The 25566-nt window shown below is 61.5% G+C and carries 21 protein-coding genes and 2 tRNA genes; 17 read left to right on the forward strand and 6 right to left on the reverse strand.

Features of this window, described 5'->3' with window-relative positions; genetic code table 11:
* Window positions 1–4: 4 nt before the first annotated feature.
* Together AACP62_RS03620 and AACP62_RS03625 are read right to left on the reverse strand one after the other, a co-directional pair.
* Window positions 5–832, reverse strand: a complete 828-nt coding sequence (locus tag AACP62_RS03620) for a metal ABC transporter permease (protein WP_029678509.1) — start codon at window positions 830–832, stop codon at window positions 5–7.
* Window positions 829–1704, reverse strand: a complete 876-nt coding sequence (locus tag AACP62_RS03625; protein ID WP_029678510.1) for an ABC transporter ATP-binding protein — start codon at window positions 1702–1704, stop codon at window positions 829–831. Before AACP62_RS03625 ends, AACP62_RS03620 begins: the two co-directional genes overlap by 4 nt.
* Window positions 1705–1915: 211 nt before the next feature.
* Here AACP62_RS03625 and AACP62_RS03630 point away from each other — a divergent pair, with 211 nt between their 5' ends.
* The 6 genes from AACP62_RS03630 to pyk all read left to right on the forward strand — a co-directional run bounded on the left by AACP62_RS03630 (window position 1916) and on the right by pyk (window position 10046).
* Entirely contained in the window at window positions 1916–2836 is a 921-nt protein-coding gene (locus AACP62_RS03630) for a bifunctional methylenetetrahydrofolate dehydrogenase/methenyltetrahydrofolate cyclohydrolase (protein ID WP_339346377.1), read from the forward strand.
* Between the two features lie 103 nt (window positions 2837–2939).
* Window positions 2940–4445, forward strand: a complete 1506-nt coding sequence (gene rpsA / locus AACP62_RS03635; protein WP_029678513.1) for a 30S ribosomal protein S1 — start codon at window positions 2940–2942, stop codon at window positions 4443–4445.
* Between the two features lie 86 nt (window positions 4446–4531).
* Window positions 4532–5143 (forward strand): dephospho-CoA kinase, encoded by a 612-nt coding sequence (gene coaE / locus AACP62_RS03640; RefSeq protein WP_339346379.1) that lies wholly within the window; start codon window positions 4532–4534, stop codon window positions 5141–5143.
* Window positions 5144–5203: 60 nt separating this feature from the next.
* Entirely contained in the window at window positions 5204–7315 is a 2112-nt protein-coding gene (uvrB, locus tag AACP62_RS03645) for an excinuclease ABC subunit UvrB (RefSeq protein WP_029678515.1), read from the forward strand.
* A 174-nt stretch (window positions 7316–7489) separates the two neighbouring features.
* The gene (locus AACP62_RS03650) at window positions 7490–8488 is read left to right on the forward strand and encodes a TerC family protein (RefSeq protein ID WP_029678516.1); all 999 of its coding nucleotides are present in this window, start codon (window positions 7490–7492) and stop codon (window positions 8486–8488) included.
* Window positions 8489–8603: 115 nt separating this feature from the next.
* Complete coding sequence (gene pyk, locus AACP62_RS03655; RefSeq protein ID WP_029678517.1) at window positions 8604–10046, forward strand: pyruvate kinase; 1443 nt, start codon at window positions 8604–8606, stop codon at window positions 10044–10046.
* Between the two features lie 151 nt (window positions 10047–10197).
* Here the strand turns inward: pyk and AACP62_RS03660 are convergent, their stop codons facing one another.
* Entirely contained in the window at window positions 10198–10791 is a 594-nt protein-coding gene (locus AACP62_RS03660; RefSeq protein ID WP_029678518.1) for an NUDIX domain-containing protein, read from the reverse strand.
* 121 nt (window positions 10792–10912) lie between these two features.
* Here AACP62_RS03660 and AACP62_RS03665 point away from each other — a divergent pair.
* From AACP62_RS03665 to AACP62_RS03705, 9 genes are all read left to right on the forward strand, one after another.
* A tRNA-Leu gene (locus AACP62_RS03665) sits at window positions 10913–10986 on the forward strand.
* Between the two features lie 49 nt (window positions 10987–11035).
* Window positions 11036–11683 carry an ANTAR domain-containing response regulator gene (locus AACP62_RS03670; RefSeq protein ID WP_015021953.1) on the forward strand — a complete coding sequence of 216 codons (648 nt, stop codon included), beginning with the start codon at window positions 11036–11038 and terminating at the stop codon, window positions 11681–11683.
* Between the two features lie 7 nt (window positions 11684–11690).
* Window positions 11691–14585 (forward strand): DNA polymerase I, encoded by a 2895-nt coding sequence (gene polA, locus AACP62_RS03675; protein WP_339346383.1) that lies wholly within the window; start codon window positions 11691–11693, stop codon window positions 14583–14585.
* Between the two features lie 48 nt (window positions 14586–14633).
* Window positions 14634–15551 carry a Nif3-like dinuclear metal center hexameric protein gene (locus AACP62_RS03680; protein WP_339346384.1) on the forward strand — a complete coding sequence of 306 codons (918 nt, stop codon included), beginning with the start codon at window positions 14634–14636 and terminating at the stop codon, window positions 15549–15551.
* A 35-nt stretch (window positions 15552–15586) separates the two neighbouring features.
* A complete protein-coding gene (locus tag AACP62_RS03685) occupies window positions 15587–16270 on the forward strand; it encodes an NUDIX hydrolase (RefSeq protein ID WP_339346387.1) in 684 nt (227 codons plus the stop codon).
* 126 nt (window positions 16271–16396) lie between these two features.
* Window positions 16397–17110, forward strand: coding sequence for a TetR/AcrR family transcriptional regulator (locus tag AACP62_RS03690; protein WP_339346388.1), 714 nt, complete (start codon window positions 16397–16399; stop codon window positions 17108–17110).
* 117 nt (window positions 17111–17227) lie between these two features.
* Window positions 17228–17959: an ABC transporter ATP-binding protein gene (locus tag AACP62_RS03695; RefSeq protein ID WP_339346390.1), complete on the forward strand. Its 732-nt coding sequence runs from the start codon at window positions 17228–17230 to the stop codon at window positions 17957–17959.
* Window position 17960: 1 nt separating this feature from the next.
* Complete coding sequence (locus tag AACP62_RS03700; RefSeq protein ID WP_339346392.1) at window positions 17961–18656, forward strand: ABC transporter permease; 696 nt, start codon at window positions 17961–17963, stop codon at window positions 18654–18656.
* Window positions 18657–18669: 13 nt separating this feature from the next.
* The gene (locus AACP62_RS03705; protein WP_339346394.1) at window positions 18670–19956 is read left to right on the forward strand and encodes an MFS transporter; all 1287 of its coding nucleotides are present in this window, start codon (window positions 18670–18672) and stop codon (window positions 19954–19956) included.
* Here the strand turns inward: AACP62_RS03705 and AACP62_RS03710 are convergent.
* Window positions 19948–20021 (reverse strand) — tRNA-Pro (locus AACP62_RS03710). The two genes, AACP62_RS03705 and AACP62_RS03710, sit on opposite strands and share 9 nt — an antisense overlap.
* A gap of 117 nt (window positions 20022–20138) precedes the next feature.
* Here AACP62_RS03710 and aroA point away from each other — a divergent pair.
* Both aroA and hisN read left to right on the forward strand, forming a co-directional pair.
* A complete protein-coding gene (gene aroA, locus AACP62_RS03715) occupies window positions 20139–21494 on the forward strand; it encodes a 3-phosphoshikimate 1-carboxyvinyltransferase (RefSeq protein ID WP_425332904.1) in 1356 nt (451 codons plus the stop codon).
* Window positions 21495–21505: 11 nt separating this feature from the next.
* Window positions 21506–22306, forward strand: coding sequence for a histidinol-phosphatase (gene hisN, locus AACP62_RS03720; protein WP_339346396.1), 801 nt, complete (start codon window positions 21506–21508; stop codon window positions 22304–22306).
* A gap of 60 nt (window positions 22307–22366) precedes the next feature.
* Here the strand turns inward: hisN and AACP62_RS03725 are convergent, their stop codons facing one another.
* Window positions 22367–23593 (reverse strand): acetate/propionate family kinase, encoded by a 1227-nt coding sequence (locus AACP62_RS03725; protein WP_339346397.1) that lies wholly within the window; start codon window positions 23591–23593, stop codon window positions 22367–22369.
* A gap of 190 nt (window positions 23594–23783) precedes the next feature.
* Window positions 23784–25472 carry a phosphate acetyltransferase gene (gene pta, locus AACP62_RS03730; RefSeq protein ID WP_339346399.1) on the reverse strand — a complete coding sequence of 563 codons (1689 nt, stop codon included), beginning with the start codon at window positions 25470–25472 and terminating at the stop codon, window positions 23784–23786.
* Window positions 25473–25566: the final 94 nt, after the last annotated feature.

Below are 25566 nucleotides of genomic sequence, written 5' to 3' on the forward strand. Positions count from 1 at the left end.
GGCATCAGGCGCGCAAGGCCGCCCATCCCTTGGCCAGAGCCCAGAAGAGGGTGGACAGGGTCACGATGATGAAGCTGGGAGGGGCCGGCACCATGGCTGAAATGACCAGGCCTCCCCAGATGGAAACCAGACAGATCAATCCCGACAGAAGCATGGCCCGCAGGGGAGAGGCCACCAGGATGTTGGCCGTGGCCGCCGGGGTGACGACCAGGGCGAAGATGAGCAGGGTCCCCACTGCCGGCACGGCGATGGTGATGACCCCGGCCATGATGGCCATAAAGGTCAGGTTCATCAGCCCGATGGGCACGCCGCGGGCCTGGGCCACCTGCTCGTCCAGGGAGCTGAAGAGCAGGGGCCGGTAGATCAGGGCCAGCAGGATCAGCAGGATTGCATCGAAGATTATGAAGCCGACGACCTGGCCCCGGGTGACGGTCAGGATGGATCCGAAGAGGATGGCCTGCATCTGCTGGGAGGCCGAACTGGACATCCTGGCGAAGAAGAGCCCCAGGCCGGTGGCGAAGGCCAGGACCGTGCCCGTGGCGATCTCCCGCTGGGAGGCCCGCTTTCCCAGGGCTCCGATGACCAGCGCCCCGCCCAGGGCGAACAGGCCCATGCCGGCAGAGACCGGCAGTCCCAGCAGGACGGCACCCGTGGCGCCGGGCAGGCCGATGTGGGCCAGGGCGTGGGCGGCGAAGGTGGAGTGCCTGGCAATGGTGAAGTAGCCCATGGCACCGGCGGCCACGGCGATGCACAATCCAGCCACCATGGCGTTGCGCATGAAGGGGGCGGCGAGGATCTCCGTCCAATGAGGGTCGAAGACTGGTGTAGTCATGAGGTCCTTTCCCGGTCCGTCCCGTGCAGGCGGGCCACCTGGCTGGGTTGATAGCGATTGTGGACGGGGCCAATCGGCTCGTCCATGTCGGGGGCCACGAACATGTCCCCCTGGGGAGTGGTGACCACCTCCACCTTGGTGCCGTAGAGGTGGGTGAGCAGGTCCGAGTCCAGCACGTCGTCCATACGGGCGTAGTGGGGATGTCCGTCCAGCAGGTAGACCGCCCCCGTCAGCACAGGCAGCAGCATGTTCAGGTCATGGGCCACCACCTGGATGGTCATGCCCAGACGGCTGTTGAGCTGTGCCAGCAGGTGGACGGTGGCCCGCTGCCCGGCCAGGTCCAGATTGGCCAGGGGTTCGTCCAGCATGAGCAGATCAGGATCGCAGACCAGGGCCTGGGCGATGGCCACCCGCTGGCGCAGGCCTCCGGAGAGCTGGGACAGACGCAGGTGGGCCCTGTCCTCCACGCCGACGAAGCGCATGGCCTTTCTGGCGCGCTCGCGGTCCTGCCGGGTGACGGGGTGGATGCCGAAGCGGGTGCCGGTCAGCCCCAGCAGGACGGACTGTTCGGCCGTCAGATTGGAGTCGATGTCCGAGGTGTAACTCTGTGGCACGTAGCCGATACGGTCGTTGGCCTGGCCGGCCGGCTGCCCCAGGACCTGCAGACTGCCGGCATCCAGGGGGAGCAGACCCAGCTCGGCCTGCATCATGCTGGTCTTGCCGGTGCCGTTGGTTCCCACGATGGCGGTCACGGTCCCCGAGGGAATGGTGAAGGTCCCCTCCGACCAGATCAGTCGACCGGATCGGCGGATGGCGGCATGGTCGAAGACGATGCAGGCCTGCGTGGATGTTTTATCCGTGTCCTTATCCATGGCGTCCTTCTTGGCAGGAGTTCCATTTGACGGTTCTGCTCTTATTGAGCATGATTCTCATTATCGCTGGGGAGGGGACAGCTTGCAACCTGATCAGCCGAGTCTTGCAGACCGGCTCTTGGACGGCGGTTCCTGTCGGGGAGGAATCTGCGCTAGTCTGGCCCAGACGACTTCGGCAAGGGTTTGCGCCCGCTTGGATGATGGAGATGTATTGACTGCAGTGAAACTGGACGGCAAGGCGGCGGCCGCGGAACTCAAGGAGGACCTGCGCGCTCGCGTGGCGAGGCTGACGGCCATGGGACGTACTCCTGGTTTGGGGACCATTCTGGTGGGGGAGGACCCCGGCTCGCTCAAATATGTAGAGGGCAAGCATCGGGACTGCAGCCAGGTGGGTATCCGGTCGATTAGGATCGATTTGCCCGCCGATGCCGGCAAGGAGCGGATTCTTGCTGCGGTGGATCAGCTCAACCATGATCCCGACTGCACTGGTTACATCGTCCAGCTGCCCCTGCCCGAGGGCGTGGATCCCACGGAGATCATCGATCGTATCGATCCGGCCAAGGACGCCGACGGCATGCATCCATACAACCTGGGCCAGCTGGTCCTGCATACCGACGGCCGGATGCGGACCCCCCTGCCCTGCACCCCGCGGGGGATCCTGCACCTGCTGGACCATTACGGGATTGACCTGACCGGCAAGGAGGTCTGCGTGTTGGGCCGCGGATTGACCGTGGGCCGCACCATCGGACTGCTCCTGACCAACCGCGGGGTGGATGCCACCGTGACCCTCTGCCATACCCGCACCAGGAATGTTGACGCCCATCTGCGCAGGGCTGACGTGATCATCGCAGCCGTGGGACAAGCCGGGCTGGTTGGCCCGGACCAGGTTCGCCAGGGTGCCGTCCTGGTGGATGTAGGTGTCTCCCGGATTTGGGATCAGCAGGAGGGGCGCTGGCGAATCAAGGGCGACATCGATCCGGCCGCCAGGCTGTCTGCATCCGCCTATACGCCCAATCCCGGCGGGGTGGGGCCCATGACCCGGGCCATGCTCCTGGTCAATGTGGTCGAATCCGCTGAGCGGGCCGCCGGAATCCCTGCCTGCGACACGCCCGAGGTCTCCCGGCGACAATGACCGTGGTGTCTCCTATCATGGAGAATGTTCGCGCCTGTCGGCGGGAACGCATAACTCAATACGGAAAAAATATCCACCAACTATACAAGAAACAATTTAATTAATGGCAGAGAACAAGAAGGAAGTCCCCCAGGTCGCGGTCAATGACATCGGGTCCGAGGAAGACTTCATCAAGGCAGTCGATTCCACCATCAAGAACTTCGACGATGGGGATCTGGTCGAGGGGACGGTCGTTAAGATCGACCATGACGAGGTTCTGCTGGACATCGGCTACAAGACCGAGGGCGTGATTCCCTCCCGCGAGCTTTCCATCAAGAAGGATGTCGATCCCGACGATGTGGTCCAGGTCGGTGACACCATCGAGGCTCTGGTCGTCACCAAGGAGGACAAGGAAGGTCGTCTGATCCTGTCCAAGAAGCGTGCCCAGTACGAGCGCGCCTGGGGCGACATCGAGAAGATCAAGGATGCTGACGGCGTCGTTGAGGGCACCGTTATCGAGGCCGTCAAGGGCGGACTCATCGTCGACATCGGCCTGCGTGGCTTCCTGCCCGCATCCCTGGTCGAGATGCGCCGCGTGCGCGACCTGTCTCCCTACATCGGGCAGAAGATCAAGGCCAAGATTCTGGAGCTGGACAAGAACCGCAACAACGTGGTCCTCTCCCGCCGCCAGTACCTGGAGGAGACCCAGTCCGAGGTGCGCGAGACCTTCATGGCCCAGCTCAAGAAGGGCCAGATCCGCGAGGGTACGGTCAGCTCCATCGTCAACTTCGGCGCCTTCGTCGACCTGGGCGGTGTGGACGGCCTGATCCACGTCTCCGAGCTCTCATGGAAGCACATCGATCACCCCAGCGAGGTCGTCAAGGTGGGCGACAAGGTCACCGTCGAGGTGCTGGATGTCGATATGGACCGCGAGCGCATCTCGCTGTCCCTCAAGGCCACCCAGGAAGATCCCTGGCAGCGTTTCGCCCGGACCCACGTGCCCGGACAGATCGTCAAGGGCAAGGTCACCAAGATCGTGCAGTTCGGCGTCTTCGTCTCCGTCGAGGACGGTATCGAGGGCCTGGTCCACATCTCCGAGCTGGCCAACCGCCATGTGGAGAACCCCGAGACCGTGGTCAAGCAGGGCGAGGAGATCTTCGTCAAGGTCATCGACGTCGATCTGGATCGCCGCCGCATCTCCCTGTCCCTCAAGCAGGCCGACGACTCCGTCGACCCGACCTCCGAGGACTTCGATCCGGCCATCTACGGCATGCCTGCCGAATACGACGAGGAAGGCAACTACAAGTACCCCGAGGGCTTCGACCCCGAGAGCAACGAGTGGATTGCCGGCTACGAGAAGCAGCGGGAGGAGTGGGAGTCCCAGTATGCGGCCGCCCACGACCTCTGGGAGCAGCACAAGGCCTTCGTGGCCAAGGAGCTGGAGAACGCCGAGGCTTCGGCCGCCGAGGACAGCCGGTCCTCCCAGGCGCCTGCCTCCGGTTCGCGCTCTCGCCGTCAGAACTCCGAGGAGACCACCAACTACAGCTCGGAGTCCAGCTCCGAGGGCACCTTGGCCTCCGACGACCAGCTGGCCGCCCTGCGCGAGCAGCTGCTCAAGGAAAAGAAGTGAGCATTAAGCGGTGAATGGAGGGGTCCGGCCTCGGTCGGGCCCCTCCATTTGTATCTGCTGCCATAAGGTATACGTGGGAGGTTGGGATGATACGTGTGGGATTGACCGGCGGGATTGCGGCCGGCAAGAGCACAGTGGCGGCTCGGCTTGCTCAGGACGGGGCCAGGGTCATCGATTATGACCAGCTCTCTCACGAGGTCATCGCTCCGGGCGGACCCGGCGTGGGGCCGGTTTTGGAGCGTTTCGGCTCAGACTGCGGGGACGGCCGGGGAGGAGTGGACAGGTCAGCCTTGGCGGCACGGGTCTTCGGCGGGCCGACGGCCGACAGGGACCGCAGGGACCTGGACGAGATCATCCATCCGCTGGTCTATGACTTGGCTGCCAAGGCCGAGCAGCCCTGGCTGGAGGGTTCCGAGGTGGTGGTCCATGAGGTGCCCCTGCTGACCGAGGTAGGCTCAGCCATTCCTTTTCATTTCGACAGGGTCCTGTTGGTGGAGACCCCAAGCCAGGTGAGGATTGCGCGTATGGTGAATCAGCGGCATATGACCAAAAGCCAGGCTGTTGAACGCATAGGTTCCCAGACCAGCAGCAGTTTGCGACGTGCTCAGGCCGATCTGCTGGTGGACGGATCCCAGCCTATCGAACAAATGTTCGAGTCTGTTGATAGAATATACGAAGAGCTAAAGACCTTGGCCTAGGGGTCCTCGCACAGCGACTGAGGAGCCTTGGGCGAATGACGCATCCTGGAAGGGAGTTTCATGGGGTTCAACATTGAGCGGACCGACAAGCCCTTCGTGGTCAAGTCTCCCTATAAGCCCTCCGGCGACCAGCCAGAGGCCATCGAGGAACTGGCCACCCGGATCGAGAATGGCGAGAACGATGTGGTGCTCATGGGCGCCACCGGCACCGGCAAGACCGCGACCACGGCCTGGCTGATCGAGCGCCTGCAGCGGCCCACCCTGATTCTGGAACCCAACAAGACCCTGGCCGCCCAGCTCTGCGCCGAGTTCCGCGAGCTCATGCCCGACAATGCGGTCTCCTACTTCGTCTCCTACTACGACTACTACCAGCCTGAGGCCTACATTCCTCAAACAGATACCTACATTGAGAAGGACTCCAACATCAACGACGACGTGGAGCGGCTCCGGCACGCTGCCACAGCCAATCTGCTGACCAGACGGGACTGTGTGGTGGTGGCCACCGTCTCCTGCATCTACGGCTTGGGCACGCCCGAGGAGTACGCCGGTCGCATGCTCTTCCTGCACGAGGGGGACCGGATCAACCGGGACGACCTGCTGCGCAAATTCGTGGACATGCAGTACAAGCGTAACGACATCGCCTTCACGCGAGGCACCTTCCGCGTGCGCGGCGACACGGTCGAGATCATCCCCGTCTATGAGGAGCTGGCCGTCCGCATCGAGTTTTTCGGCGACGAGATCGACCGCATCTCCACCCTGCACCCGCTGACCGGGGACGAGATAGCCCATGAGACCTCCGTGCACATCTTCCCTGCCTCCCACTATGTGGCCGGTCCCGAGCGGATGGAGCGCGCCCTGAAGACCATCAAGGAGGAGCTGGACTGGCGTGTGGGCCAGCTGCGCAAGCAGGGCAAGGAGCTGGAGGCCCAGAGGCTGACCATGCGCACCACCTACGATCTGGAGATGCTCACCCAGATCGGCACCTGCTCCGGAGTGGAGAACTACTCCCGCCACTTCGACGGGCGCGAACCCGGGACGCCGCCCCACACCCTGTTGGACTTTTTCCCTGACGACTTCCTGCTGGTCATCGACGAGTCCCACGTGACCGTTCCCCAGATCGGAGCCATGTACGAGGGGGATGCCAGCCGCAAACGGACCCTGGTTGAGCACGGTTTCCGTCTGCCCTCGGCCATGGACAACCGTCCGCTGAAGTGGCCCGAGTTTCTGGACAAGGTTGGCCAGACGGTCTATCTGTCGGCAACGCCGGGCGACTATGAGATGGGCCTGTCCGACGGGGTGGTGGAGCAGGTCATCCGGCCCACTGGCCTGTTGGATCCTGAGGTGGAGGTAAGGCCTGTCAAGGGCCAGGTGGACGACCTCCTGGACGAGATCAAGACCCGAGTGGCCCGTCACGAGCGGGTCCTGGTGACCACGCTGACCAAGAAGATGGCCGAGGACCTGACCGACTATCTGCTTGAGCGTGACATCAAGGTGGAGTACCTGCACTCTGACGTGGACACCCTGAGGAGGGTGGAACTCCTACGCGAGCTGCGCGAGGGCAAGATCGACGTCATCGTGGGCATCAACCTCCTGCGTGAGGGGCTGGACCTTCCCGAGGTCTCCCTGGTGGCCATTCTGGATGCGGACAAGGAGGGCTTCCTGCGCTCCTACCGCTCACTGATCCAGACCATCGGCCGTGCGGCCCGAAACGTGTCCGGCAAGGTCATCATGTACGCCGACGAGGTCACCGACTCCATGGACAAGGCCATCAGCGAGACCAACCGTCGCCGGGCCAAGCAGATCGCCTACAACAAGGAGCACGGCGTGGATCCCAAGCCGTTGATCAAGAAGATCAGCGACGTCAACGACATGCTGGCCAAGGAGGATGTGGACACCCAGACACTGCTTGCGGGCGGCTACCGCAATGCCAACAAGGCCGGCAACTCCCACCTGGGTGTGCCCCTCTACGACAAGGAGGAGGCCGACAAACGGCATCAGGAGATCCTCCAGGCCGGTCTGCCGGCACAGGACCTTGCCGATCTGATCCGTCAGCTGAGCGACCAGATGCACACGGCTGCGCAACAGCTGCAGTTCGAGCTCGCAGCCCGTCTGCGCGATGAAATCAAGGATCTGAAGAAGGAGCTGCGGCAGATGACCGAGGCCAAAAAGTAAGTCCGGCCCTTGGCTTGGAGCCCTTGGCCAGTAGACCATACCGGCCATGCTTCGGGTCTGTGATGTCAGGCAAGAGCATCACAGACCCGTCCTGTAAACCCCGCTCTGTGCGGTTGCTCAGACACGCGGACCAGGGAGATGGCACGTCATATCTTGCAGCTAAAGTCAGGTGATATGTCCGAGACACCTCTGCCGTTCATGGTTGTGAGCCTGGTTGTGCTGGCCGTCTTCTTCGTAGTCGATCTTCTGGTGATCGGACGTCGGCCACATGTGCCCTCGACCGGTGAATGCGTGCGGCACATCGGCTTCTTCGTGGTCATGGCCCTGATTTTCGGTGCACTGATCTGGAAGGTTGCCGGATCCAAGCCGGCCATCGAGTTCTACTCGGGTTGGCTGACTGAGTATTCGCTCAGCATCGACAACCTCTTTGTTTTCGTGATCATTATGGGCAATTTCGCCGTGCCCCTGCGTCTTCAGCGCTATGTGCTCAGCGTCGGCATCACCATCGCCCTGCTGCTACGCGGTGTCTTCATCCTGGCCGGGACAGCGCTGATCACCCGTTTCACCTGGGTCTTCTTCATCTTCGGCTTCTTTCTGCTCTATACCGCTTGGAATATGGTCTCCAGCCGGGGCGAGAAGGAGGAGTACCACGAGAACGGGCTGATCAGGGTCCTGCGCCGGGTGATCCCCATCACCAGCCATTACGACGGTGAGCGTCTGCGGACCACCTTTGAGGGCAAACGCTACTTCACACCCATGCTGGTGGTTTTCCTGGCCATCGGCACCACTGATGTCATGTTCGCCTTCGACTCCATTCCGGCCATCTTCGGACTTACCAAGGATCCCTTCATCGTCTTCACCTCCAATGTCTTCGCCCTGCTGGGCCTTCAGCAGCTCTACTTCCTGTTGGGATCCCTGCTGGACAAGCTGGAGTATCTGCCCCTGGGGCTGTCTGTGGTCCTGGCCTTCATCGGGGTCAAGCTGATCATGGAGGCTCTGCACGGCAACACTTTGCCCTTTATCAATGGAGGACGGCCCCTGGAAGCCGTGCCGGAGATACCGACCTGGGCATCCCTGCTGGTCATCGTCCTGGCCATCGGCATAGCCGCCCTGGCCTCATTGCTCAAGAGCCGCCATCAGTCCCTTGAATCAGCTTCACAGGGAGAAAAGTGATTGACAATCCCTTGAGCCACAAGGATTGTTAGCGCTAACGGGAAATACTGGTTCACATCGGCTTGAGTCTGTACAATAGAACGGTAAGTAAGAAAAAAGAACAGGCAGGTAGCATATGCGCAAAGCCAAGATCGTCGATACCATCGGGCCGGCTTCGGAGTCGCTGGAAAACATCACCAAGCTGGTCAAGGCCGGCATGGATGTAGCCAGGCTCAACCGGTCCCATGGCACCCCCGAGGATCACCTCAAGGTTTACAACAACGTGCGTCAGGCCAGCAAGGAGACTGGACGCAACGTGGCGGCCCTGGTCGATCTGCAGGGTCCCAAGATTCGTTGCGGTTGGTTCAAGAAGAACGAGCAGGGCGAAGACAAGGTCATCCTCAAGGAGGGCCAGGAGTTCACCATCACCACCGACGATGTCGAGGGTGACGAGCACATCACCTCCACCACCTTCAAGGGTCTGCCCGGTGACTGCCATCCCGGCGATCCCATCCTGATCGACGACGGCAAGGTCCGTCTGGAGGTCACCAAGGTCGAGGGCAACCAGGTCCACACCAAGGTGGTCGTGGCTGGTCCGGTCTCCTCCCACAAGGGCATCAACCTGCCCGGCGTGGCCGTGAGCCTGCCGGCACTGACCCCCAAGGACGAGGAGGACCTACGCTGGGGCATCCGCACCGGCGCCGACATCATCGCCATGTCCTTCGTCCGCTTCGCCACCGACATCGACCGCGCCCACGAGATCATGGACGAGGAGGGTCGCCGCATCCCAATCGTGGCCAAGATCGAGAAGCCCCAGGCCGTTGAGAACCTGGAGGAGATCGTCAAGGCCTTCGACGGCATCATGGTGGCCCGCGGTGACATGGCCGTGGAGATGCCCTTCGAGCAGGTTCCCCTGGTGACCAAGCGCTGCATCGAGCTGGCCCGTCAGTACGCCAAGCCGGTCATTGTCGCCACTGAGGTCTTGGGCTCCATGGTTCATTCGCCCATTCCCAGCCGCGCCGAGGCCTCCGACTGCGCCAACGCCGTCCTGGACGGCGCCGACGCCACCATGACCTCCAACGAGACCGCCGTGGGTGATTATCCCGACACCACGGTTTCAACCATGGCCCGAATTTCCGAGTACGCCACCACCCACGGGTTCGACCGCATCCCGGATATGCACAACCTGGACATGTCCAACTCCGGTGCCGTCTCCTCCGCCGCTGTGGACCTGGCCGACAAGATCAATGCCAAGGCCATCGTGGCCTTCACTCAGACCGGCAACACCGTGCACCGCGTCTCCCGCGAACGCCCGGCTGCCCCCATCTATGCGCTGACCACCGATGAGCATACCTATCATTGGCTGGCCCTGAGCTGGGGCACCGAGGCCTTCATGTGCGAGCAGGACTACCACGACTTCAACCGTGCAGGCCTCATGTCCTTCGTGGACTCCACCCTGAAGAAGCAGGGCAAGGTCTCCGACGGCGATTGCCTGGTGGTGCTCAGCAGCGCCCAGGGCGAGTATGAGCCAGGAAACACCGACTGCATCTACGTGCACACGGTTGGTGCCAACGACTGATTCCCCGGACTCCCGCCTTGCTGTCGATTGAGTCAGTCGGGCGGCTGGCCGTTAGATTGGCTCGGCACTAATACACAACGAACCGGTGGTCTTTCCCCCGCCTGCAAAGGTAGGGGAGAGGCCACCGGTTCGCTATGTGAGGGTTCCTGTCTCAGTGCAGGTCGGACAGTCCGATCTTTGCCCGCAGGATGGCGATGGTGGTCTTGGCGTCCAGTATGGTCCCTGCAATCACCATGTCATAGGCCTCATCCACAGTGAAGAGCCGCACATTCTGGTGGGGGGTCTCCGGTGCCAGGCTGGCAGGCTGGACCGGGGTCAGGCCTTCGGCATAGAAGAGCGTCGTGTGCTGCGTGGAGAAGCTGGGGGTGTTGATGAACCTTGCGAACTGGTTAAAGGAGGCAGCCTTGTATCCGGCCTCCTCGCGCAGTCGTCTGGTGGCTACATCGATGGGGGCTTCTGTGTCGTTGAGCGGATGGCCGGCCGGCAGCTCAAGGGTCCAACGGTGGGTAGGCAGACGGTACTGCTCGACCAGGGGTATCCTTCCGTCGTCGGTGATGGCCAGGACGGCGATGGTATCCCCGTGCTTCTCACTGACGATGCTGCGATCGAAGGTCTGATTGTCGCTGGATTCAAAGGTGACCCTGTCGACGCTGAAGTAGTGGCTGTCCATAATTTGCTTGCGGGCCTTCTCCTGGACGGGGGAGGTGCGCCAAGGATCGAACCGTCGATAGATCTGAGTGGTCATCATGCTCTCCTTCGACTGCTGATGTGCCTGTATACATAACTGTCTTCATTCTAAGGCAGATTCAACACGAATAACCTTGCGTCGTCGCCAAAGTATGGTAGATTCTCTGTGGTAATGAAAAGCCCCCGTATCCCAATTGGTAGAGGAAACGGCCTCAAAATCCGTGCAGTGTGAGTTCGAGTCTCACCGGGGGCACGATAAAGCGAACCCCATCCGCCCCTCATCGATTTTCGGTGAAGATCGGATGGACTTTCAGGAAACGAGGTTGAAAGTGGCTTCAGAGAGTAAGAACCGCAGCGATTCCCCCGAAGGGCGGACCGTGGTTGTGGCGGAGGATGAGGCTTTGATCAGGCTCGATACCGTTGAAGCTCTCGAGGATGCCGGCTATGACGTAGTCGGCCAGGCGGCCAGCGGCCAGGAGGCCATTGATCTGACTCGCGAGCTGAGGCCCGACGTAGTGGTTATGGATGTGAAGATGCCCGGCACTGACGGCATCACCGCCGCCACCGAGATCGGCAAGGAGAACCTGGCCCCGGTGGTTATGCTGACGGCGTTCTCCCAGCAGAGCCTGGTCGAGAAGGCGGCTGATGCAGGAGCCATGGCTTACGTGGTCAAGCCCTTCGCTCCGGAAAAGCTGCTGCCGGCCCTTGAGGTGGCTATTTCCCGCTTTGACCAGATCAACGCCCTGAAGGACGAGGTCACCGATATGAAGGCCCGTTTCGAAGCCCGCAAGCGGGTGGACCGGGCCAAGGGCCTGCTCATGGAGAGCATGGGGATGACCGAGTCCGAGGCCTTCCGTTGGATTCAGAAGACCTCCATGGACCGTAGGCTGACCATGCAGGAGGTGGCCGACGTGGTCATCAACAACGTGGCCAACCAGAACGACCGCTAGCCCTCCCATGGAAGACCAGACGAAGAATCAGGACAAGGACGGCCGCACCCTGCTGGTCGTCGATGGACATTCGCTGGCCTTCCGGGCCTTCTATGCCCTTCCCGTCGAGAGTTTCACCACCTCGACAGGGCAGCCCACCAACGCGGTGTGGGGCTTTGCCACCATGCTGGCGGATGTCATGGCCAAGGAGAAGCCCACTCATATGGGTGTGGCCTTTGACGTCAAGGGCGGCACCTTCCGCAATGCCATGCTGCCCCAGTACAAGGGCACCCGTGAGGCTGCTCCCAAGGAACTGCTGAGCCAGCTGCCCCTGATCCAGGACCTGCTCAAAGGTCTGGGCATCACCTATATCGAAAAGCCCGGTTACGAGGGCGACGACATCATCGGCACGCTGGCCACCATGGGGGAGCAGGCCGGGTTCAAGACCCTGGTCCTGTCCGGGGACAGGGATGCCTTCCAGCTGGTGGATGACGACATCACCGTGCTCTACCCGGGCCACCACTTCAAGAACCTCAAGCACATGACGCCTCAGGCCATCATGGATCGCTACAAGGTGACCCCGCAGCAGTACCCGGATCTGGCCGCCATGCGCGGCGAGGGAGCCGACAACATTCCTGGCGTGCCGGGCGTGGGCGACGGTTACGCCGCCAAGTGGATCAACAAGTACGGATCGCTGGATTCCATTCTGGAGCACGCCGATGAGATAGGCGGCAAGAAGGGCCAGGCCCTGGCGGAGAACGCCGACCAGGTGCGGCTTAACCGAAAGGTCAACGCCTTGGTTCGCGACCTTGACTTGGGCGTGAAGGTGGAGGACCTGCGTTTCGGCACCATCCATACGGATCAGGTCCTGCCCATCTTCGAGCAGTTGCAGTTCGGTCCACAGACCCGAAAGAAGATCCTGCGCGGATTCAACACGGTTGCCGATTACGATTACTCTTCAGCCTCGGCACTGGTCGATGTCAGCAACAAGCAGGAGGAGTTCACACAGCCTGAGCGCGATAAGGCGGAGTCCGCCGACCAGCTGCGGGACTGGTGTGAGAAGCATCTGCCGGACAAGGCCCTTTGCCGACGGTCGGCGGATCATGTCAAGGCTATGGCCGAGTCCCTGGACAAAATCAAGGACATCGGCGATACCGACCAGAACACCATGCGCTGCAGCGAGGCCATGAAGGAGCACTGGGTTCTCCATGCCATCGGCTGGGCCAAGCATGGCGACTACGGCCTGGAGGAGCTGGCCATTCTCTCCATGGACGGCCACGGGCTGGTCCTCATGGCGGAAGACATTGACGAAGACATGCGTGCGGCCATCCAGGAGTTGATCGACCAGCGGATCGGCACCTGTGTGGTCCATGGTTACAAGGAACATCTGCACTTTTTGGAGAGCCAGGGGCTGCACATGCCCCTGCCACTGTTCGACACCAAGCTGGCAGGCTATCTGGCTGAGCCTGATTTTCATGCCGACAATCTGGAACAGGCCGTCGCCCATTTCCTGGCCATCCCCGTAGAGGAGGAACCTGAGGCGACTCAGGGAGCTCTGGCCTTGGATGGGCGAGAGGATGAGGACGAACGTCGGCGGGGGACTCGGATTCTGCGCCAGGCGCAGTACGTCATGATGGTCTCCGAGCGCCTGCAGGAGCTGATGGACGAGCGTCACCAGTACGGCCTGCTGCGCACCATAGAGCTGCCCACCTCCGCAGTCCTGGCGCAGATGGAGACCGAGGGCGCCAAGGTGGACGATGCCCGTCTGAAAGAGATGCATGACCGGTTTGCCGCTGAGGCCCGTCAGGCTCAGGAAATCGCCTGGGATAAGGCCGGCAGCCGTGTCAACCTGCAGAGCCCCAAGCAGCTGAGCAAGGTGCTCTTCGATGACATGGGCCTGGTGCCCACCCACAGGACCAAGACCGGATCCTATTCGACCAACGTCTCGGTCCTGCAGGACCTCTACATCAAATCGGTCAACAATGAGCGGGCCAACGACTTCCTGGGTGCGCTGCTCAAGCACAGGGAGACCAACAAGCTCAAGCAGATTGTGCAGACCCTGCGCGAGGCGGTCAATCCCCGGGATGGGCGGCTGCATACCACCTACGAGCAGACCGTGGCCGCCACTGGTCGGCTGAGCTCGGTCGATCCCAACCTGCAGAACATTCCCAACAGGGATGCTCGGGGCCGCGAGATTCGTTCGGCCTTCATACCTGGTAGTGGGTACGAGGCGCTGCTCTCCTCGGACTACTCCCAGGTGGAGCTGCGGATCATGGCCCATCTTTCCGGGGATCAGGCCCTGATCGACGCTTTCAAGTCTGGCGCTGACTTCCATCGGTACGTGGCCAGCCTGGTCTATGACATCCCCATGGAGGAGGTCACCGGGGACCAGCGCTCCCATGTGAAGGCCATGAGCTACGGCTTGGCCTATGGGCTGAGCACCTATGGCCTGGCCCAGCAGCTCAAGATCAGCCCGGCAGCGGCCGACGTGCTGCGCGCCAAGTACTTTGCAACCTTCGGCAAGGTCCATGAGTACCTGGAGTCCCTGGTGGCCGATGCGCGGGAGAAGGGCTACACCGAGACCATGTTCGGCCGGCGACGCTACTTCCCCGGGCTGCGCTCCAAGCGTCGTCCCACCCGCGAAGCCGCCGAGAGGGCCGCATTGAATGCGCCCATCCAGGGCTCAGCTGCCGACATCATGAAGATCGCCATGATCAAGGCCAGCCGTGCATTGTCCGATCAGGGGCTGAAGAGCCGCATCTCCCTGCAGATCCACGATGAACTGCTGGTGGAGATCGCTCCAGGCGAGACCGACAAGGCCACCAAGCTGGTCAAGGATTCCATGGAACATGCCGTTGAATTGGCGGTGCCCCTGGACGTGTCCACTGGCATCGGCCAGGACTGGGAGCTGGCTGCTCACTGACCTGACATGGGGTGGCCTGGGCCCAACAGGATCCGAGGAGGGATCGTCATGCCTGATGAACAGGATGAGGTTCAGAGGCCTTCGGTGCCTTTGGGCCAGGTGGTGGATTTGCTGGAGGGGCTCTACCCTCTGGATTACGCAGAGGACTGGGACCATCCAGGGCTGGTGGCAGGAGATCCCTCCTGGCCAGTCAGACGGATCTGGTGCGCCGTGGACCCTCGGCCCGATGTAGTACAGGAGGCTCTGAACCACAAGGCCGACCTGCTGATCACCCATCATCCGCTCTTCTTCAGGTCGGTCCACCAGGTCTCCGGACTGGACTTTAGAGGGGATATGATAACCAGGCTAATCGAGGGACACTGCGGCCTCTGGGTGGGGCATACCAATGCTGACGCTGCCTACCGCGGCGTGGCCCAGGCCGCAGCCGATGCCTTGGAACTGCAGGAGACACGGCCGTTGGCCCCACAGCCGGTCTCAAAACGTGATCTGCACGCCGATCAGGGAATCCAGGTAGGCCTGGGCCGCTGGGGACGGCTTCCCAAGCCCACGCCATTTGAGGATCTGGTCCATACAGTGGCGGGCCTCCTGCCCAAGACTGCTCTGGGTGTTCAGGCGGTCGGACCGTCCAAGGCCATGGTCTCCACGGTTGCCCTGCTGCCCGGCTCGGGGGACTCCGAGTTCGACCTGGTCCGGTCCACGGGGGCTGATGTCTACATCACCAGCGATCTGCGTCATCACCCTGCCACGGATGCCTACCAGCAAGCCCTCTATGAGGCCCGGATGGCCGGTCGGCCCAATCAGCCCAGGCCCATGCTGATCAACACACCGCATTCGGCCATCGAGGGCCTTTGGTTCCGATACGCCAAGGGAGACATTGCCAGGACCCTGGAGATGGCTACCGGTGTCCGTCCACAGGTGGAGGTCTCACCCATCGTCACTGATCCCTGGACCGTGGTGTTGCGCTAACTGCCGAGGATAGACAGCTGAGAAGGATTGATTTCATGAGCGATGAAGCACAGGATCTGCAGGCACGATTGGCCGCAAGACTGGCCGGCCGAGATGGACAGGGACCCAAGGGCATCGATATGACCCGCGCTCCCGAGCTGATGGATGACAAGGAGGTCTTCCGCGGCCCGATATTCGTTATCGACCAGCAGCAGGTGGCCATGTTCCGGCGTGACGGTTCCAAGGAAACCATTGACAGGCAGCTTATACGCCACGCCCCCTGCGTGGTCATGCTGGTGCACGACTGCGTTGCCGATGCCTATCTGCTGACCCGGGAGTACCGGGTGGGTGCCCAGGGCTACGTCTTTGGCCTGCCTGCCGGCTTCATCGACCCGGGGGAGAGCCCGGTCAAGGCTGTTCTGCGCGAGCTGCGTGAGGAGACTGGTCTGGTGCCCGGGCCGGAGGGTGCTCGGGGCTCCGAAAGCCATCTGGACCCTGATGACGGTTGGATTGATGCCGCCCCCGATGTCTACTCCTCCCTGGGCATGAGTGACGAGCTCGGACACATTGCGGTCCTGCATCTGCGTCGCTGGCATCAGGGGCCCACCGACTTCGACCCTGGCGAGCATATCCAGTCGGCCTGGGTCTCCTGGCAGGAGCTTTGTGCAGCTGGAGTTGCCGATGCCAAGGCGGTGGTGGCCATCCAGCACGAAGCCATCCGTCGCCTGCAGAAGGATTAATGCCAAGTTGGCAACTGATATGAATGGATAGACAAAACATACCAGTGGTATGATAGACACTTGTCAGAAAAGATGGTCGGGCCAGGATGGTCAGACATTGATGCACTGACAAGGAGGCAGGCCAGCATGGGCACGCCGAAGGACCCCGAAGGGCATCGTAATCAGATCCTCGATGTTGCTCAGCGGCTCTTCCTGGAAAAGGGTTACGACGGAACCAGCATCCAGGACATCGTCGATGGCCTGGGCGGTATGACCAAGGGAGCGGTCTACTACCATTTCCCCTCGAAGACGGCCATTTTCCACGCGGTTACCGAACGTATGGCCTCGTCCTCATCCCAGGAAGACTGGCTGGGGGACTGGCCTGGCAAGACCGGGTTGGACAAGCTGCGTAACGAGTTGATCGCCTCCCTGTCGGCATACTCACGTCTCGATGTGACCTTCTCCGCCAGAACCCTGCTGAAGAGCCCCCGCATGGTAGGGGAGATGTACCTGAAATCCATGGACAGGATTGTGGATGTGATTACCCCTTACGTCCGCGAAGGCGTGGAGGATGGTTCCATCGCCCCCTGCAATCCCGAGGATCTGGCCCAGGTGCTCTATATCCTGCTCAACATGTGGATAGGGATTCGATTCTCTACCATGACCCGGGACCAGGTGGTCTCCAAGTTCACTCTCTTGGCCAATATGCTCAAGGGGATAGGGGCTCCGGTCATCGATGATCGGGTCATCCGCGCAGCCGTGCACCTGCATGCGCATCTGAAGAGCAATCCTCTGACTGCGGCAGGCGGGGAGTCCACGCAAGAGGAATCTGACGTGAATCAGGATCAAGGGGTCTCTTAGAGCCGATGGATTTCTTAAGGCCCTGACGGCTATGGCCATTAGCAGGATTCGGGCACTCAACAAGTGAATGATTTTTGTTTCCATAAACATACCGATGGTATTTTAGGAAGGAGTTTCATGAAGGTGCTGGAGGCGGACGGTATCGTCCAAGTATTCGAAGGCAGGGAGGTGCTGGCTGGTCTGGACCTGTCCCTGGGACAGGGCGAGATTCTGGGCTTGCTGGGAGCCAACGGAGCTGGCAAGTCCACACTGTTGAAGATTCTGTCCGGAATGCAGAGACCTGTCGGCGGACTGATCCGTTTTCTGGAGAAGCCTCTCAGCGAAGGCTACCCGGGCAGTCTGGCGAGGATGGGGGTGTCCATCAACGAACCTGTCTTCTATGAATCTCTGAGTGCCAGGGAGAATCTAGAGATTGACCTTGCCTACCTGTCCCTGGCAAACGAGGAGCATAGGGCGGTCGAGTTCGCCGGGATCAGCCAACTTTTGGAAAAGGTCGGATTGACAGCCGATTCTGCCACTGCTGTTGGCAGGTATTCCATGGGTATGAGGCAGAGGCTGGCCCTGGCCAGGTGCATGGGTCGTCATCCCGACCTTTATCTACTGGACGAGCCGCTCAACGGACTGGACCCGATAGCTATCGGACAGCTGCGAGACAGCCTGCGAAATCTGGCTGCCCAGGGCAGTGCAATCCTCTTTTCCAGCCACATCCTCTCCGAGGTATTGCACACTGCCGACCGCGTCATGGTCATAGCGGGCGGCAGGGTCAGTCTGCGGGCCAGCGTGCCGGAGCTCCTCAGTAAGGGCCAGGAAGGCGCTGAGCAGACCCTGATCAAGGCTATGGAGGGCTGATATGAAAACGCTGCTGAAGTTGGAACTGAAAAAGACACGGCTTTGGTCCTGCATCTTCGGAGGGCTGGCAGTGGTGGCCGCAGCCTTGGCCCTGGGAGGCATGTTCCTGGCCATTGGCCACACGAGCGGCCGGTCTGACCCACGACTGTCCAGCCTGGCCTTTGTGCTGCAGATGGCCATGGTCATCCTTCTGGTGGGTTTCTCTTTGGTGGCCGCTGCCCTCTGCAATCTTGTCTTCATCGAGCCCTACACGGGTAGGAATCTGGCGCTCACCCTGTCGTGCCCTATCCCGCGGGACCGAATCCTGCTAGCCAAGCTGATTTTCGTTGGTCTCTTCACAACCCTCTCCTACTTGGCGGGGACGGCCGTTACCATGACCGTCTTGCTGCTGGTCGACCACTTTGTGGGTTCGCTCGGGACGGATTCGTCGGGCAGTTTGCTCGTGCAGGTTCTCCTCATGGTGGTTACCAGTCTTGCGGGACTGATAGGGCTTGTAGGCATCGCCCTTTCCCTGGGCTTCTGGAGGCGCTCGCTGCCTATCATGTTTGCAGTCCTGCTCCTACTGGACGCTGTGGTGGGCAATCTGCTCTCCCTCTCCCCGCTGCTGTCGGCGCTTGTGCTTCTGATCATCTTTCTGGCCTCTCTGCCGGCCTGGTGGCTGCTTCACCGGACCCTCATGAAGATCGAACTGCCCTGAACGGCGGCTGACCATGCAGGAGCTTCTGAAGAACAAGCCTTTCGTGACCATGGTTCTGGCAAGTCTGTTGAATACGGTCGGAGGCGAGCTCTTCAACATCGTCTTCATCGTCTATGCCCAGACCATGCCCTTTGCCGGACTGGCTGTCTCTATAGCCTCAATGGCCTGGGTGGCTCCAGCCCTGACCGCCATCCTGACCGGATACCTGGCCGACAGGACCGTGCACAAGACGCGGATGCAGCTGGTGATCAAGCTGGTTCAGGTATGTGTCTATCTGGTCATGGCCATGGTGATCGATAGATTCAAGAGCCTGCCGGTCTTTCTGCTCCTGGTAGCCATGGACATGGCATCCTCCATGCTGGAGGGATATGCAGGCAGCCTGTGGATTCCCGTCCTCAAGCACCTGGTCCGGCCCAGCCAGCTCCACCAGGCGACCTCGATCACTTCCGCTGCCTCCAGCGTCGCGGCTGTCATCAGTGCAGGCGGAGGTGCGGTGCTGATCGCCCTCCTGGGCAACAGATTCGCTGTATTCGCGCTGATCAACGCCGCCACCTTCCTGCTGGCAGGGATTCTAGTGGCCGTTGGCTATCGGGACTTTGTAAGGGCTGAGGGTGCGGGCAACAGCTCACAGGCGGACAAGCATTTAGGCTTGGCCTCTAATCTCCTCGTGACCTTGGGGGAGTTCCGTCGCTCCGCCTTCCTGGTCCTGATGGTGGGCTTCGGCTGTCTGGTCAACCTTCTGGGGACAGCTCTGCAGCCCCTGCTCAATCTGGGGCTTATCTCCATGCCTGAGGTCCGGTGGGGAAGCTATGGCACGACCATAGCCGCCGTCAACGGCATCTCTTCCCTGGGACTCATCCTCGGTGCACTTCTCGCCACTGATCCGCTCCGGCGGCTGCCCATGGCACACCTGCTGACCGGAGTCATGGCCGCAGCCGCCATGGTGGGGGTCAACCTGGTCTGGCTGCACATTCCTGCACTGCTCTTCCTTCCGCTCCTGGTCATGAACTATCTTCTGGGTAAGGTCAACCCTCGGTTCATGACCATGCTCATCAGCACAGTGGGCGAGGATCACCTGGCTGCAACTATGGGAGTGGTACAGACCGTCATGATGATAGGGGCGCCTATGGGGCAGATGGCCTTTCTGGCCCTGGGCAATCTGGTCGGCATAGCCATCACCATGTCCATTTATGCGAGCCTTACCGGCCTTCTGGCTCTCGTGATTTTTCTTACGGGATTGCTGGGCATGAACGCCAAGGATCCGACTCCCGAAATGGGACGAAAGCAAAAGTCGGGCTAGCCGGATTTGAACCGGCGACATCCTGCACCCAAAGCAGGCGCGCTACCAAGCTGCGCTATAGCCCGGCGCCCATCGCTGTCACTGCATGGGCACAGTGTATCAATATAGCACAGGGTCGGGTCTCGGCTGGTCCTGAGGGGTGAGCAGGGAGGGGAAACAGCTCTGCGCCTGCGGTTACCATGGTGACCATGACAGTGGAAGAGACATGGGTTGCACCGCAGACGGGTGGCCCCTTGGATGCAACGGTGACCATACCCGGAAGCAAGTCCCTCTCGAACAGGTATCTGATTCTGGCGGCCCTGGGAAGCCGCCCCGTCAGGCTGACCGGTCTGCTCAGGTCGCGTGATACCGATTTGATGATTGGAGCCTTGGAGGCCCTTGGCGTGGACTGTCGGGTTGATTCGAATAACCCCACGGATGTGACCGTCATCCCACCGGCGGGCGGGCGTTTCCGTGGCGGTGCCCGGGTGGATTGCGGGCTGGCTGGAACCGTTATGCGCTTCGTGCCGGGCCTGGCCATGTTGGCTGATGGTCCCACCCACTTCGACGGAGATCAGCAGGCCTATCGGCGCCCGATGAGACCTCTGTTGGACGGCCTGACCCAGCTGGGAGCCAGAATCGAGTACCTGGGCCAGGAGGGCTTCCTGCCCTTTGCACTCACACCGCCGGATTGCCTGGTGGGCAGGGAAGTGACCATAGACTCCTCGGCATCCTCGCAGTTCGTTTCCGGCCTCCTGCTCCTGGCTGCCAGAGCTGAGGGCACTATGACCATCGTCCACTCTGGCCTACATCTTCCCAGCCTTCCACACATTGCCATGACCGTTGAGGACCTGCGTAAGGCCGGAGTCCAGGTCCAGGCCAATCCCGACCGCTGCAGGTGGAGCGTCAAAGGCAGGGGATCTGCTGGGACGCGGCTGCCCGATCGGGTCCAGGTGGAGCCCGACCTGTCGAATGCGGCTCCCTTCCTGGGAGCGGCCCTGATAGGAGGCGGGCAGATCAGTGTGCCCAGCTGGCCAGACCGGACCACACAACCAGGTGGCTTGCTGCCCGGGTATCTGAAGACTATGGGCGCACAAGTAGATATGGTTCCTGATGGGCAGGGTAGCTCCACCTGCCGGGTGACCGGTGGAGAGGCCATTCATGGACTCGGTGACTTCGACCTGTCCCCTGCAGGGGAAATCGTTCCCTCTATTGCGGCCATCCTGGTCTTTGCTGACGGGCCCAGCCGACTGCACGGCATCGGCCATCTGCGCGGTCATGAGACCAACCGATTGAAGGCGCTAGCCACGGAAATCACCCGGATAGGTGGCCAAGCCAGCGAACTTGATGATGGACTGGCCATCGAGCCTGTGCCTGTTCAGAGTATGCACGGGGCTGTCATGGAGACCTATGCCGACCATCGCATGGCGACTTTTGCCGCCATGATTGGGCTCAAGATACCTGACATCCAAGTGCGCGACATCGGCACGACGGCCAAGACCATGCCCGACTTCCCCGGTATGTGGAAGCGGATGCTGGCAGGCGAGATTCGAGCGTAAGGAGCCGTGTTATGAGTACTGAGCCTGAAAAGAAGACCTGGCAGGAGGATCTGGACCTGGCCATCGCCATGGCTGACCAAGCGGATCAGGTCACCATGAGCTACTTCAAGTCGCCGGATCTTCATGTGGAACGCAAGGCGGACAATACCCCGGTCACCCAGGCTGACAGGGAGGCGGAGACGGTGATTCGTCGGGCTCTGGCCCAAGCCAGACCGAACGATACCATCTATGCCGAGGAGCTGGGAAAGCAGAAATCCAACGGCAGGCGGTGGATCATCGATCCGATTGACGGGACCAAGAACTATGTGCGCGGAGTCCCGGTATGGGCGACTCTGATTGGCTTGGAGGCAGATCATCATATGGTGGTCGGCGCGGTCTCTGCCCCCATGCTGGGCACTCGCTGGTACGCCGCGCAGGGCCAGGGGGCCTACATGGCGCGTCAGGGCGAAGCTCCCAAGGCCATACACGTATCAAAAGTGGACCGGATGGAAGACGCTTCCATGTCCTTGTCGTCGCTGACCGGGTGGAAGGCCATAGGCCGCCGGGATCGGCTTCTGGATCTGACCGATCGGATCTGGCGCCTGCGTGGTTTCGGCGACTTCTGGCAGTACATGCTTCTCGCCCAGGGAGCCATCGACCTGGCTGCCGAGCCGGAACTGGACCTCTATGACATGGGTGCGCTGGTTCCCATCGTGACCGAGGCAGGGGGGAGCTTCACTGACTTGGCAGGCAACCCGGGTCCCTGGGGTGGCAATGGCCTCGCCAGCAACGGTCTTCTGCACAAGGAGGCCTTGGCGGCCCTGAGTGACTGACAGATACAAGAAGGCCGACAACCACAGTATGTGGTCACCGGCCTATTTGATTCCCAGCGTTCAGGCCTGGAACTTGTTGCCGTAGGCATCGCCCTGGCTGGCGACGACCTCGGCCTGGCGGGCGATGGAGAGCTCCTCGTTGGTGGGGATGACGCAGACGGCGACCGTGCTGTCGGGGGTGGAGATGATTCGGGCCTCCTTGGAGCGCTGGTCGTTCTTCTCCTGGTCCAGCTTTACACCGAAGGGCTCCAGCTGCTCGATGACACGGCGGCGCACAATCTCATCATTCTCGCCAACGCCGGCTGTGAAGGTGATGGCGTCCAGGCCGCCCATCTGGGCTGTGTAGTTGCCGATGTAGCCGACGATGCGGTGGACGTAGATATCCAGGGCCAGCTTGGCGTCCTCGTCACCCTCGGCGATCAGCTTGTGGACCTCGCGCATGTCGCCATGGCCGGTCAGGCCGGTCATACCGGAGCGCTTGTTGAAGAGGGTGTCCAGCTCGTCAACGCTCATGTGGGCGTTGCGGATCAGGTGGAAGACGACGGCAGGGTCGATGTCGCCGGTGCGGCCGCCCATGACCAGACCCTCCAGAGGGGTCAGGCCCATGGAGGTCTCGACGGGATGCCCGGAGACCTGCGCCGAAGCGGAAGCACCGTTGCCGATGTGCAGGACGATCTGCCGCAGGCCTTCTGCGGGCTTGCCCAGCAGGCCGGGAACCAGCTGTCCCACATATTGATGGCTGGTGCCATGGGCGCCATAACGACGGATGTGGTACTGCTTGGCGATGTCCTTGTTGAGGGCGTAGGTGGAGGCCTTCTTGGGCAGTTCGAAGAAGAAGGAGGAGTCGAAGACGAAGACCTGCGGGGTCTGCGGCATCAGCCGGCTCATGACCTCGGCGCCCTCTGCCTCGGGTCCGTTGTGCAAGGGGGCCAGCACGGCAAGGTCCTTGACCTGGCTCAGGGTCTTCTGGGTCAGGAGGGCAGGCTTGGGGAAGATGGCTCCACCCTGGACGACACGGTGGCCCACGGCGATGATGCCCGCCTTGTCCAGATCAGGGCCATACTCCTTGAAGAAGCCCAGGACGCGCTTGAGTCCGGTCTCATGGTCGTGTATGGGTTCCTCAAGCTCATGCTTCTCGCCGTTGACCTCGTGCTTGTAATGGCCATCGGTGGGCTCGCCGATCTTCTCGACCAGACCCGAGGCCAGGCTCTGGCTGGTCTCCAGATCGACCAGCTGGTATTTGATCGAGCTTGAACCCGAATTGATGACTAGGACGGTTTTCGCCATTGGGGCATCCTCCTGATGTGCTTGTATAGAGCCTGCGCTCCTCAATCAGTCCTCAAGATTACTCGTCGGCCCTTACAAGGCGCGGTATATTGCCAGGCCGACATGGTTTTGGGGCTGCTGCTGAATCTGTGTCGGAGATATGAATCAGCAACAACCCCTGAGGTTTATAGGGACGTTATATGGACGGTGATCAGTCCTGGGCCTCGACGGCGGTCAGAGCCACGGTGTTGATGATGTCGGCCACCAGAGCGCCGCGCGAAAGGTCGTTGACCGGTTTGTTCAGACCCTGCAGGACCGGTCCGATGGCCAGGGCGCCCGAGGTACGCTGGACGGCCTTGTAGCCGATGTTGCCGGCGCTCAGGCTGGGGAAGACGAAGACGTTGACTGTTCCGGCAACCGGATCGCCCTTGGCCTTGGTGGCTGCCACAGTGGGCGACCAGGCCGCGTCAAACTGAATGGGGCCCACGATGGGCAGGTCCGGCGCCTTCTCCTTGGCCAGGCGGGTGGCCTCTTCGACCAGGTCGACATCCGGACCCTTGCCTGAGCCCAGGGTGGAGTAGGAGAGCATGCCCACGTGCGGGTCCACGCCGAAGGAGCGAGCGGTTTGTGCCGACTGGATGGCGATGTCGGCCAGCTGCTCCGACGAAGGGTTGAGGTTGATGGCGCAGTCGGCGAAGACCGCCACATGGTCGGGGAAGCACATGAGGAAGGCCCCGGAGACCAGCGAGGCGCCGGGCTTGGTCTTGATCACCTGCAAGGCTGGGCGGACTGTGTTGGCTGTGGAGTTGATGGATCCGGACACCAGGCCGTCGGCCTTACCCAGCACGACCAGCATGGTGCCGAAGTAGGAGGGATCAGCCAGTTGCTTGCGAGCCTGCTCCGGGGTCATGCCCTTCTTGGCGCGCAGCTGGCAGAGGCGATCGACCATGGGGGCCAGCACCTGCTCGTCGTCTATGGGCTGGAATGAGGCCTTGTCGAGGTTGTTGAGGCCAAGCTCCTTGCCGCGCGTCAGGATGGAATCCTTGTCACCCACGATGATCAGGTCGACGATGTCGCGCGCCAGCAGGTAGTCGGCCGCCTTGATGATGCGGTCCTCGCCGCCCTCGGGCAGGACAATGGTCTTCTTGTTGGTCTTGGCCTTGGCCAGCAGGTCGTTCTGGAAGGCCACAGGTGTGGTGGCCTTGGGGCTAGCGGCATCGGCCGCCTTCAGCACCTGGTCGACGTCCACCTCCTGTTGGAATGTCTGGCTGGTGGCCTGGCGTGCCTGTTCGGCGGACGGATCCGTGTCGAAGTCCATCTTGGAGACGGTCCAGGTCGGCAGGTCATATTCCTGGAAGGCCTGGGTAAGCGGCGCTTTCTGCTCGGGCTGGCATCCGGTGATGAAGACTCCGGCAAGCACGGCTCCCTGGGCCTCGATGGCTCGCCGACAGGCGGCCACGGTCTTCATGACCTGGCCGGGTTCCCTGCCTATGGTGCAGACGGCCAGCATGACCGGGGACCTCAGGTCGGCGGCGATCTGCGCGTTCAGAGCAAACAGGCCGGGGTCGAAGAGCTTTGAGGCATCGCTGCCCACGATCAGGACGCGCTCGGGATGGGTGGCCTCCACCAGCCCATCATAGGCATTGAGGACATCGGCCCGGGTCTGCATGGGATCCTCAGTGGCGTGCCCGGGGCACTTGCCACGGCAGATCTCTGGATCCGTGTCGGGGAATGAGCTGGCTGCAACCAGTTCCGGGGTCAATGGGTGCTTCCTGCAGGCGATTGGCCTGAATACGGCCGTTTTGGCTTTGGCGCTCAGGGCCTTGGTCAGGCCGTAGGCCACGACGTTGCGGCCGTTGGCGGCTTCTGGGCTGATGATGGTGATGCTTGCAAGACTCACTGTGTCTTCTCCTGTTCGGACTTGGTTGGCTTGATGACTGCTTTGTTCACAACCTTGTCCAGTATACAGAAACCGCCCGCCATGCGGGCTGCGC

The organism is Bifidobacterium apis, assembly GCF_036986835.1.
GTDB classification, from domain to species: domain Bacteria; phylum Actinomycetota; class Actinomycetes; order Actinomycetales; family Bifidobacteriaceae; genus Bombiscardovia; species Bombiscardovia apis_A.